The organism is Candidatus Clostridium helianthi (assembly GCF_045310795.1).
Classification (GTDB): Bacteria; Bacillota; Clostridia; order Clostridiales; family Clostridiaceae; genus Clostridium; species Clostridium helianthi.
On sequence record NZ_JBJIAB010000011.1, the window covers coordinates 1 to 12,340 of the forward strand.

The 12,340-nt window shown below is 29.5% G+C and carries 10 protein-coding genes and 1 other annotated feature; of the genes, 6 read left to right on the top strand and 4 right to left on the bottom strand.

Features of this window, described 5'->3' with window-relative positions:
- The first annotated feature begins 503 nt into the window (after positions 1-503).
- Positions 504-1,220, top strand: a complete 717-nt coding sequence (locus tag ACJDTP_RS10415) for a CoA transferase subunit A (RefSeq protein WP_406761130.1) — start codon at positions 504-506, stop codon at positions 1,218-1,220.
- An 11-nt stretch (positions 1,221-1,231) separates the two neighbouring features.
- Positions 1,232-1,885 carry a 3-oxoacid CoA-transferase subunit B gene (locus tag ACJDTP_RS10420; protein WP_012058861.1) on the top strand — a complete coding sequence of 218 codons (654 nt, stop codon included), beginning with the start codon at positions 1,232-1,234 and terminating at the stop codon, positions 1,883-1,885.
- Between the two features lie 172 nt (positions 1,886-2,057).
- Here the strand turns inward: ACJDTP_RS10420 and ACJDTP_RS10425 are convergent, their stop codons facing one another.
- Positions 2,058-4,301 (bottom strand): ABC transporter permease, encoded by a 2,244-nt coding sequence (locus ACJDTP_RS10425; protein WP_406761131.1) that lies wholly within the window; start codon positions 4,299-4,301, stop codon positions 2,058-2,060.
- Positions 4,301-4,999 carry an ABC transporter ATP-binding protein gene (locus tag ACJDTP_RS10430; protein ID WP_406761132.1) on the bottom strand — a complete coding sequence of 233 codons (699 nt, stop codon included), beginning with the start codon at positions 4,997-4,999 and terminating at the stop codon, positions 4,301-4,303. Before ACJDTP_RS10430 ends, ACJDTP_RS10425 begins: the two co-directional genes overlap by 1 nt.
- A 139-nt stretch (positions 5,000-5,138) precedes the next feature.
- Between ACJDTP_RS10430 and ACJDTP_RS10435 the strand changes: the two genes are divergently transcribed.
- The 3 genes from ACJDTP_RS10435 to ACJDTP_RS10445 all read left to right on the top strand — a co-directional run bounded on the left by ACJDTP_RS10435 (position 5,139) and on the right by ACJDTP_RS10445 (position 6,908).
- A complete protein-coding gene (locus ACJDTP_RS10435) occupies positions 5,139-5,264 on the top strand; it encodes a hypothetical protein (protein WP_406761133.1) in 126 nt (41 codons plus the stop codon).
- 253 nt (positions 5,265-5,517) lie between these two features.
- Positions 5,518-6,234, top strand: a complete 717-nt coding sequence (locus ACJDTP_RS10440) for a ferric reductase-like transmembrane domain-containing protein (RefSeq protein WP_406761134.1) — start codon at positions 5,518-5,520, stop codon at positions 6,232-6,234.
- A gap of 524 nt (positions 6,235-6,758) precedes the next feature.
- Positions 6,759-6,908: a hypothetical protein gene (locus ACJDTP_RS10445; RefSeq protein ID WP_017210521.1), complete on the top strand. Its 150-nt coding sequence runs from the start codon at positions 6,759-6,761 to the stop codon at positions 6,906-6,908.
- Positions 6,909-7,492: 584 nt separating this feature from the next.
- On the opposite strand, the gene ilvN is transcribed toward ACJDTP_RS10445, so the two are convergent.
- Complete coding sequence (ilvN, locus tag ACJDTP_RS10450) at positions 7,493-7,798, bottom strand: acetolactate synthase small subunit (protein WP_077844328.1); 306 nt, start codon at positions 7,796-7,798, stop codon at positions 7,493-7,495.
- The gene (gene ilvB, locus ACJDTP_RS10455) at positions 7,791-9,473 is read right to left on the bottom strand and encodes a biosynthetic-type acetolactate synthase large subunit (protein ID WP_406761135.1); all 1,683 of its coding nucleotides are present in this window, start codon (positions 9,471-9,473) and stop codon (positions 7,791-7,793) included. The genes ilvN and ilvB overlap by 8 nt, the downstream gene beginning before the upstream one ends.
- Before the next feature lie 143 nt (positions 9,474-9,616).
- Positions 9,617-9,876 (bottom strand) — a binding site (T-box leader).
- 489 nt (positions 9,877-10,365) lie between these two features.
- On the opposite strand from ilvB, the gene ACJDTP_RS10460 reads away from it, so the two are divergent.
- Positions 10,366-12,306, top strand: a complete 1,941-nt coding sequence (locus tag ACJDTP_RS10460; RefSeq protein WP_406761136.1) for an ABC-F family ATP-binding cassette domain-containing protein — start codon at positions 10,366-10,368, stop codon at positions 12,304-12,306.
- Positions 12,307-12,340 lie beyond the last annotated feature (34 nt).

A 12,340-nucleotide genomic window follows, 5' to 3' on the forward strand; every position in this document is an offset into this window, starting at 1 on the left:
GCTTCGCTATCGGCTTTTTTTAAAAATTTCTAAAAGTTATCCACAGATTCGGATATTTTAATTATGAAATATCCTCATTTATGAAAAAGTGCGAAGCAAAACCTAGGATTTTTATGATTTATTGGAAACATGCGGGTTTAGTGGATTAAAAGATCATTATAAAAACAGATGTGAATTAGGAAAAATTATTCTAATTCACATCTATTTTTTTGCTCAAAAGCTCAGTAAAATTCAAATCAATTATTTTATTTAATAAACTTATAACGCATTATGTTATATAAATTGAAAATGGTAATTCTTATATGCTTCCATATGTTATAAAATATTTTATAAAAACTTATTAGACGTTATGCTTTCGATTTTTGGATTTAGTTGGAATATAAATTCATAAATAATAATATTATTATAACAGCTAAATTTCTAAAAGGGATAATTGCTCTTAAATAATAAACTTTCTTTAATAATCGATAGCATATTATAAAAATCTGGAGGTGTATAGAGAAATGACAAAGATTAAGACAGTACAGGAAGCAGTAAAAAATATTAAAGATGGCATGAAGATAATGACAGCAGGTTTTTTAGGAGTGGGTGCTCCATTAAAGATGATAGACACGCTAGCGAATACAAATATTAAAGATCTTACACTTATTCAAGCTGTATCAGCTCAACCAGGAGAGACTCATGATGTTGGTAAGCTCATAGCAAATAAACAAATAAAAAAATTTGTAGGGGCACATATTGGTACTTGCCCTGAAGCACAAGAACAATATAATGCAGGCACATTAGAAGTAGAATTTATACCTATGGGAACCATAGTTGAATGTATACGGGCTGGTGGCGCCGGACTTGGCGCAGTTATAACACCAACTGGACTTGGTACAGAAATCGAGAAGGGAAGAGATAAACTTATTGTAGATGGAAGGGAATATTTAGTATTTCCAGCTATAAAAGCAGACGTTGCATTAATTAAAGGCTATAAAGCTGATAAGTTCGGAAATATTGTATATAGAGGAACAACAAAAGGGACAAATACAAGTATGGCACTTGCTGCTGATTTAGTTATAGCTGAAGTGGATGAAATCGTTGAGGTGGGCGAAATCCCTCCTGATAGTGTTGGAACACCGGGTATATTAGTAGATATAATAGTTCAAGGTGATTCTTTTGAAGATAGAAGAAAATATTTTGAAGATTTATGGATAAGAACTAATAAAATGAGATAGGGGTGAAAATGATGAATGGTAAAGAGATAATTGCAAGAAGAATCGCAAAAGAATTTAAAGAAGGAATGGTTGCTAATTTAGGATTTGGTATACCTAATATGGCGGCTAATTACTTACCAAAAGGAATGGAAATAACACTACAATGTGAAAATGGCGCATTGAAGTTTGGCGCAACTCCAAAGATAGGAGAATCTGACCCAGATCTAGCTAATTCAGGTGGATCTCCAATCACTTTACTACCAGGATCATCAACCTTTGATATGGATTTATCTTTTGCAATAATAAGAGGTGGACATGTTGACATAACTGCATTAGGCGCTTTAGAGGTAGATCAAGAAGGAAATATTGCAAATTGGCAAATACCTGGAGTTTTTTCGCCTGGTATGGGCGGCGCAATGGATCTTTTAGTGGGAGCTAAATACGTAATAGCTGCATTAAGTCATAATGATAAAAAAGGGAATCCAAAAGTATTAAAAAAATGTACATTGCCTTTATCGGCTGCCAAATGTGTTAATCTAATAATTACAGATAAAGCAGTTATGAAAGTTACAGATAAAGGATTAGTTCTAATAGAAGTAGCACCAGGTTTAACTGTTGATGAAGTTGTAAAAACAACAGATGCCGATTTAATAATAGCAGATAATGTTAAGGAAATGGAAATATAATATAGAGTAAAAGTTGTTCCTATCTTTGTTTACTATGAGCTTTCTTTCGTGCATTTAGAGATGATCTGTTAACCAGTTACCAGAATCTTATAATTATCTTTCTAGAAACTGCATAACAGACCATCTTATCATTTGATAACCTATACTATATAAAAAAAGCATATTGTTATGTTTATTCTACTCTAGATTTCAATGCTTCAGACATTGAAATTTTGTTTATCTTTTTTCTGCTTAGTAATTTTGATAATTCAAAGGTTAAGTATATTATTACGAAACCAATTATAATATAGATATAATCAAGTGTTACAGGGAAAGATATGCTCATTTCTTTTGTCATTGATTTAAATAGTGCAGTTAAGGAACCAAGTAGGAGAGGTACTCCTAGTATGTAACCAAGTACCACTATAAACCTAGAACTATTTAAAATTAATGAGTAAATCTCTTTTTTTCTATAACCTAAAACCTTTAAAAGAGAAATATTATCTTTATTCTCCTCTATAGTTAGAGAAGTAACAACATATATTACAATAAGCCCGATTATAAAGGATATGAAAGCTATACTTCCGATTATTGCTTGGAGCGGTTTTGTCATTGTATCAAAGGCTTTTTTCATATCATCAACAGTTACAACTGTTAAGAGTTTATTTTCTGGAATGTCTATTTTTTCCGTGCTCCATAATCCAATATAACTTCCAGAAGGGAAAGCAAGCATATTATTAAGTGTATCTAGCGGCATATAAACGTATTGTCCTACAAACGTTTCTGCAATGCTGTCAACTGTTATGGTGTATTCTTTTGAATCCAATCTATTGATAACTTTTAGAGTATCCTTTGGCGCTATATTAAATTTATCGGCAAGAGGTTTTGTAACGATGATTCTATCTGGTTTCAATGTATTACCTGATTTATCTTTAAATGAAATATACTTTGAATCAGGATTTACACCATATACTGTAAAAGTAGTTTTATCGTCGTATTTCATCACAAATGGGATTTCCAAGAAGGGTTCTCCTTTTTCTGGCTCACCATTTTGGATAGAGTTAAATACATAATGATAATTATACTTAAAGGCTTCATTAAAAGATTCTTTAAGTAAGGAGTCAATTGAGCTCTTAGATGCAAAGCCCATGAGCAGCAGCATTGTTGACATAACTATGCCAAGTAACAGAAATATGCTTCTAGGTATGCTTCTTAGGAGTTCACGTATTTTAAATTTAGTATTAAAACTGAATCTTTCAAGGTTTACTTTTCTTTCTAAGAAACCAACCTTATTCTTTTCAGTCCCACCTCGCATTAGCTGGAGTGGTGAATTTTTTAGGGATTTATTAACCACAAAGTAACTGAAGATTACTAAGAAGAATATTGGCAGTAAAATGCTTACTATAATATAGCTTATATCATAGCTTAAAGAACCTACTGGAATATTAAAGAATGAAACATAATAGTTCATCATAGGTCTTAAGGTTAGTAATCCAAGGAGAGTTCCTAGAATACCGCCTACAAGTGAAATGACTATGGGGTATAGGAGATAGTGCTTCATAATCTCTTTCTTTCTATAACCCAAGGCATAAAGGGTTCCGATAATAACAGCTTCTCTCTTTAACATTCTATACATAACAATTCCAGTTAATATACAGGTTAAAAGAAGTACAGCTATAGGCATGGAAGAACTCATCTTATCAATACCAGAAAGCTTTGCTGTAAAATACGTAACTCTTGGATTATCACTTGTGTTCATCCAACTTATAAGAATAATATTTTCATTTCTTAGATAATCTTTAAACTCTGATATCTTGATATCTATATTACTTCTATCGCCATTAAATCTTATTGAATAAGAAACATTGCCTTTATTTAAACTATTAAAGTCCTCTTTACTTATAACAGCTACTCCAAAGCTGCTTGGATCATTCATTATGTCTGATTCGCTTTTTAAGGGATAGATATAGTTAGGAAGAGACATAAAACCTGATATTATAAAATTCCTATCATTAATTTCTATGCTGTCTCCAATATTTAATTTGTTAGCTTTTCCATATGAGGGATCTATGAGAATTTTACCGCTATTTAGAGCTTTTCCTTGAATTATAGCAGGAATATTAACCTTCTTATTTTCACTAAATATTCTTAGGGTTTTATCTTCTGATACCAAGTAGTCAAATGACTTTGTTTCCTCGATACTCATATTAAATTTTGTTTCCAGAGCTTCAATGTTATTTATTCTTGGAGTGGCTATAAAACTTACATCTTCTTGCTTATAATCTTTTTCAAAGGAAGAAGATAGTTTTGTAAGATTCCTCGAAACCAAATTAAACATTATAAAAAGCAGACAGCTAAAAACGATAAGTACTAATGAGCCTATATATTGTGATTTGCTTTCCAGCATGGTTCGTTTGATTTTTTTATTAATAATCATTACCACTCAATCCTTTCTGCAGGCATTGCGATGCTGTTAACTGTACTCTCTACAATTTCGCCGCTTCTAACCCTATAAACCTTATTGACCATAGCACTAATTGCAGTGTTATGAGTTATCATAAGTATAGTCGTGCCAAACTCTTTGTTTACCTTTTGAAGAAGCTTTAAGATTTCCCTTGAGGTTGAAAAATCTAGAGCACCTGTTGGTTCATCGCATAGCAAAAGAGTAGGATTTTTAACTATAGCTCTTGCAATGGAAACTCTTTGCTGCTCACCACCACTAAGTTCCCTTGGAAATCTATGCTTTTTATCAAGCATATCCACAGCTTTCAGTACCTCGTCAATGTTAAGCGGTGATTTGCTTATATTTGAAACAACTTCTATATTTTCACCTACAGTAAGATTAGGTATTAGGTTATAAAACTGAAATATGAATCCGATATTTTCTCGCCTATAATCTGTAAGCTGATTATCATTTAGTTTAGTAATGTCTATGTTATCAACTGAAACAATACCTGAATCGCATCTGTCAATTCCTCCTATAATATTAAGAAGTGTTGATTTTCCAGAACCAGAAGGCCCTAGTATTACTCCTATGTCACTTTTATCTAAACTTATATCGGTACCTTTTAAGACAGTAGTAGTTATATCACCCGTATTATAGCTTTTTCTTAAATTTTCAACTTTTAAAAACATTATTTATATTCTCCCATCATTAAAGTTCTGTTAATTAGAGATATCTTTTTTATGCTTCTAGTAAATAAAACATATTTCTTTAGACATAGTGTTCACTTAATAGCAAGGCCTTATTCAATATAAAGACGGTTTTGTAGACTTGCTAACAAAACCAGCTCTAGGACTTATTATTGATGAAGATAAAGTAAAAGAAGTTGCCATGGAAGGTATTAACTGGTCTAATCCAAGTTGGAAAAATTATGATGGAACAAAAGCTGAATGGTAGAATAATATAAGTTATATAGGAAATAAGATTAAGGGATAACTATAATAATTATGGTTATCTCTTTTTCTATGTAATGGTGACCAAAATATACTAATCTTAAAGTAATATTCAAAAAAAGTGATTATAAATTCATTCAACTTTATTTCTTAGCCATTAGATAAAATAAAGATTGCTAAATCTTAACGTAATAGCCATGATAAAATATAATTGTTAGTGATATTCATTATCAATAATAATTATAAGGAGTAGAAATATGATCTTTATTTGTACATTAATTCTAGTAACGATTTTATCATTACTTTTAACATCATCAATTAAGAAGCATTATTATCTTTATTATTCGCTGGCAACGGGTATTGCGATAATCACATCATTTTATGAAATACTACGGATAACATCTAACGCGAAGCTTGAAGGGGTTATTCTAACGCTTGAAAAAACTTCAATAAGAGGATTGATATCAGTATCATTTTTTATATTAGTAATGTATGCAGGAGCTTTAAATCAAAAATGGACAATAACAAAGAAATTACGCAGCATTAGAGCAGAATTAGCAATTATAGGTGCAATCATGCTGTTACCTCATGGAATAGTATATTTTATTCGATTTATAATACTCAAGCTTCCTAAAATCATTAATGAAGGTTCGTTTCCTGTATTATACTTAAGCTATATAGCAGTTGGACTCATTGGGTTTATTATAATGATACCATTACTCATTACCTCATTTAAGAAAATAAGACGTAAAATGCAAGGAAAGCAATGGAAGAGGATTCAAAGATGGGCGTATTTGTTTTACTTTTTAGCATATCTTCATATTATACTTATACTTTTAAACGAAAAGGAAATAGATTGGGTAAGGTTAAGCAGTTACACCATAGTGTTTATTAGTTATATGGGTTTAAAGTTATTAAAAAACAAAGAAATCAATATAGAAAAACCATTTAAATTAAGTAAAATGAACAACTAATATTTAATATAAATTTATGTAGTGAAAATATCAATATCTCTATAATCAAGTTTGTGATATTTTCTTATCATATTTAGAAAACAGCAACAAACATGAGAGTATTCAATTTAATTATATAATCAATTATTTATCTTTATTGCAATAATTTTAATGTTTGATAGAATAATTAAAAAAATGTTTCTTATATATTAGTTTATATCTTACTTATTTTCGAACAAGCACTTTATATGAATAAATATGTAGAAAAATAAGTGATATTAACTTGAAGTTGTTTTCACATAAAGACAATAATTTACAAGAAAATAAGTTATAATGTCAAATGAGAAAATACAATAGGCTATTTTCATAATAAGTTTATCCCTATTTCGAGCTAATTTAACTTTTAACTTTTTGTAATATTATATTAAGGAATTATTAACATAATCTAAAGATAATAAACAGAGATTTATAGTAACATATAAACATGAAAAAGCTGTACTAAGAGATTTAGAAATAAAACAATATTAAGGCGGTGATTTTATTTTATGAAAGATGTAAATATAGATACAATCAAAGAAACAATAAAATATCTTCCTGAAGATGAACAAGAGATAATATTGCATTTGACAGAAATATTTGAAGGCGAAGAAGAAAATATTAATGAATATGTTAAAAATGAATTAATAGGTGAATAAATTAAATATTAGTAAAACTAAGAATCCAGAAAATAAAGAATTGTACATACTGAAAATTCTGAATACGCAGAGTATGTGCTATCTGGAAAAGAATCATCTGAAGGAGAAAATGATGATTCTAGTGAAATTAAAAAAGTAAACCCATTGTGCTTAGCGCTGGCTGGAGTATTAGTAGCTATTTTTATTTTTGGGGGTATGTATTTATTAGGTTCATTTAATTAAAATAGAAATAGAAGAACTAAACTAGTTAATATATGACCTAAGATTTAAAGGCTAATGTTTAAGTGCATTAGCTTTTTTTATTGTAAAAAATATTTTTGAAGAGCATTTTATATAATATCTTTTTTTAATAGTATATAAAGCAGATAAAAATAGTCTTGTATAAATTTTAAAACTATGTTAATATTAATTTACACAATGCTAACATTATACTCCCAAGATAATTACAAACTTTCTTATAGAGCGGTTCATTTAATAAGGATAATAAACAGTAGAGATATTGTTTATTATCCTTATTTTTATTTCTGAATTAAAACTAAGTTTTATTTATTATTCTAAGCTTAATTAAGTTATAGAATCAAATCTCAAATATCCTCTTGTTTAAGTTTTAGTACTTTATTTAAGTTTTCAAATACAGACTGATCATAATCTTGGTGTACTGAAACTTCAATAACATCATAGAGTTTTTCCAATTGCTTTATTATTTGATCAAGTACAGAATCATTTTTAACAAGTAAGTACATTTTACTTGTAGAACCATCACCTATTTGTGCACATAAAATTCCTTCTAAATTAAATGCACGTCTTGCAAAAAGCCCAGTTATGTGGCTCATAACACCAGAATGGTTTCTAACATGTAGCTCTATAAGATAAAAGTTAGTATTAATCATTTAAATTTTCACCACCAATCATATCTATATTTGATTTACCAGGAGGAACCATGGGAAGTACATTTTCAGTTTCCTCAATAGGTATATTTATTACACAGGGTCCCTCAACGGTTAACAATTCTTTTAATTTTTCTAAAGGTTTTTCCTCATTACCTAAATCACAAGATTGTATTCCAAAGCCTTCTGCTATCATTTTGAAGTTAGGATTTGATATAAATTTTGATGCTATATAATGTTCATTATAAAATAATTGCTGCTGCTGACGCACTAGTCCTAAATGATGATTATTTAAAATAATTACTTTTATATTTAGATTAAAGTCAGCAAGGGTAGCGAGTTCCTGAATATTCATTAAAATAGATCCATCACCACAGAAAGAGATTATAGTCTTATCTTTATTGGCCAATGCAGCACCTATGGCTACTGGAAGTCCAAATCCCATAGTTCCAAGACCACTAGAAGTTAGTAAAGCCTTTGGTAATTTAAAAGGGTATCTTTGAGCTACCCACATTTGATGCTGCCCAACATCAGTAGTAATAACTGCATCACTAGGAACTATGTTTCCTACAAAAGGAATTATATTAGCAGGATGCAGTATGTTTTTATAAGAAGGGAGTGGATATTTAGATTTAAAACATTTAACTCTTTCCCTCCAAGTGTTTCGACTTTTACTTTCAATATGTGGAAGTATATCTTCTAAGAAGTCATCAACATTTGCGATCATAGATAAACTACTGGTTTTAACTTTATTTATTTCAGATGGATCAATATCAATATGAATTATAGAAGCATTAGGGCAAAACTTTTCTATATTACCTGTAGCTCTATCATCAAACCTTACTCCTAGGGCCAAGATTAAGTCAGCTTCGTTTAGAAGATAATTTGTATATGGTGCGCCATGCATCCCAAGCATTCCAATGCTCAATTCACCATCACAAGGAAAAGCACCAAGCCCCATAAGGCTTAAAGAAACTGGTATATTATTTTTCTTTGCAATTTTATATAAGTTGGATGAAGCGTTTGAATTAACTACACCTCCACCTGCATAAATTATAGGCTTCTTTGAATCATTAATTAATTCAGCTATGCAATAAAGAGTAGAGCTTTTTATTGCATCTCTTTTAGGTAAATCTTCAGATGCAATTTCAGAAGGAAAGTCTTCTAAGTCTATAAATTCATTCTGAATATTCTTAGGAATATCAACAAGCACTGGTCCAGGTCTTCCTTCTAAAGCTATTTTGAAAGCTTCTTTTATAACTGTAAAAAGTTCATGTATGTTCCTAATTAAGAAATTGTGCTTAGTAATTGGAATTGTTAATCCATAAGCATCAACTTCTTGAAAGGCATCAGTACCTATTGCTGATAGAGGAACCTGACCTGTTATAGCAACAAGAGGAATTGAATCAAGTTTAGCATCTGCAATAGCAGTTAAAAGATTAGTTACTCCAGGGCCAGAAGTTGCAAAGCATACCCCAACTTTATTTGTACTTCTTGAAATGCCTTGTGCAATAAATCCAGCGCCTTGTTCGTGACGTGCTAATATATGTTTGATTTTTTTGCTTTTATATAAAGCATCATAAAGTGGGAGATTAAATCCTCCTGGAATGCCTGATATATATTCTACTCCTTCGTTCTCTAATAATTTAATAACTATTTCAGCACCATTATATTTCAAAGAAATCACTCCTTACATAAATATCTTAGAATATTTCATTATCTTTATTGATTAAATAAAAGTTCGATTTTATTACTTTTTGATTACTTGATATAAGATTAAATATTATTTTGTGTAAAAAAAAACTCCCAATCCTATAAATATTATAGGACGAAGAGATAATCACCGCGGTACCACCTAATTTTGTATAATCAAATACACACTTATTAATAATACGGGTTAAAGAACCGATATTATTGTCCTTTTAACGGTAGACAATCCGTTTAATTCTACTCTCTAACAATTAAGATTTCGATTAAAAACTCCAAGGCTACATTCCATATATACATCATGAGAATTTCCAGCAATTATTCTCTCTCTTTATTTCAGTAATATATGTACTCTTCCTCTTCACAGTTTTTAAATTATATAGGTTTGTATAAATTATAGTAAAAAGCTATAAGCATTGTCAATAATTTTTTGAAAATTCTGCAAAATTAATAATTATGAAAACAATAATTAAGAAATTGATGTAAATAGAAATAAAAAAAGCAAAATAGTATATCGTTTACATATGGATTGTGTTATAATAAATATATAATCAGATCCATATTAAAGGGGGAATAATTATGCTAGGAATAGTAATTTTTGTTTGTGCTTTATTGATTGGTTGTAATGCTTTTTATAATACAGAAGATAATGAAGAAAGATATGAAATCTCAAGTCAAAATCTTAAAAAAAATAAATGAATCATTAATATATACAGTAATTATTTGAAACAAGATATGTTACTTTTAGACTATCTATATTATATAGGTAGTCTTTTTTTGTTTAAATTCAATCTAAATTTCTGTTTATGAGCATCCTATGTTAAAATAGTATGTATATAATCACATAAAGGAGTTTAAAATTAATGAATATAATTACTTTGGAAAATATAAGCAAGAATTATAGTGATAAAATATTATTAAATAATGTCTCACTAGGAATTAATGATGGAGATAAAATTGGTTTAATTGGAATAAATGGTGCTGGTAAATCAACATTTTTAAAAGTAGTTTCTGGCCGAGAGGAATTTTTCGATGGAAATATAGTAAAGGGTAAAAATGTTAGAATTGAATATCTTGATCAGAATCCTTTATTTGATGAAGATGCAACTGTTTTAGAACAAATTTTTAAAGGTGACACTAAAGAAATGAAACTTTTAAAAAGATATGAGGAGTTATTAGATAAGATTAATAGTTGCAATGGTGAAAACTTTGATTCTTTAAATAATGAATTACTTAAGGTTCAAAGTGAAATTGACTCCTTAAGCTTATGGGATATGGAGAGTGAAGCAAAGACAATTTTAAATAAAATTGGAATAAAGAATTATTCAGAAAAGGTTGGAAACTTATCTGGAGGACAAAAGAAGAGAATAGCACTTGCTTGTTCACTTATAACACCATGTGATCTTCTTATATTAGATGAGCCTACCAATCATCTAGATTCAGATTCCATTGAATGGCTTGAAGAGTTCCTAAATTCTAGGAAAGGCGCTCTTTTGATGATTACTCATGATAGATATTTCTTAGACAGAGTTACAAATAGAATTATTGAATTGGACAGAGGAAATTTATATACTTATCCTGGAAATTATACTGCATTCCTTGAAAAGAAGATTGAAAGAATTGAAGTAGAACAATCACAAGAAGAAAAGAAAAACGCTCTTATAAGAAACGAATTGAAATGGGTTAGACGTGGTGCTAAAGCCAGAACTACTAAGCAAAAGGCAAGACTTCAAAGATTTGACGAATTAGTAAGCGAAGAAAGCATTAAAAGACAGGAAGATGTAGATATATCATTTGTTGGTTCTAGGCTTGGAAAAAAAGTAGTTGAATTATACGATATCTCTAAGTCATTTGGAAATAAAGTTATAATTAAAGACTTTAATTATATATTTTTGAGAAATGATAGAATTGGTATCATTGGAGAAAATGGGGCTGGAAAAACAACTTTAGTTAATATTCTTAGGGGAAGACTTCCAATAGACAGCGGAAAAATTGAAATTGGTGATACAGTTAAAATAGGATGTTTTGCACAAGATAATAGCAACATGGATCCTAAGCTAAGAGTAATTGATTATGTTAAAGAAGGTGGAGAATACATACCTGTAGAAGATGGGACTAAAATAATGGCTTCTACTATGTGTGAAAGATTTCTATTCGATAGCACTATGCAGTATACTCCGATTGAAAAATTATCTGGTGGCGAAAGAAGAAGACTTCATCTTTTAAGAGTATTAATGGAATCACCTAACTTTTTAATATTAGATGAGCCTACTAACGATTTAGATATCGAAACATTAAAAATATTAGAAGACTTTTTAGATAAATTTATGGGTGTAATCATTGTTGTATCCCATGATAGATATTTCTTAGATAGAATTTGTACAAAGATATTCTCTTATGCAGGAAATGGGTATATCAAGGAGTATAACGGTAACTATAGCGACTTTTTGATTTCAAAAGAAATTGAGAAGATTAAATCTGTTGAGTCAAATGATAAAAGTGGCAATGAATTTGCAGCAGATAAAGGAAAAGGCGTTAAGGAAAAAACTAAAGACAATAAACCTAAGTTTACTTTTAAAGAGCAAAAAGAATATGAAACTATAGATGAAGATATTGCTAAGCTTGAAGAAAAAATCAATTCTTTAGAAAAGGAAATGGCAAAGAATGCTTCAAACTATGGGAAACTAAATGAATTGATGCATGAAAAAGAAGAAGTACAAAGTGAACTAGATAATAAATATGAGCGATGGGAATATCTAAATGAAATCGCTGAAGCAATTGAAGAATTCAAAAATAATAACTAAATATAATTTTAAAAGGAGGATATGGGATTATTTT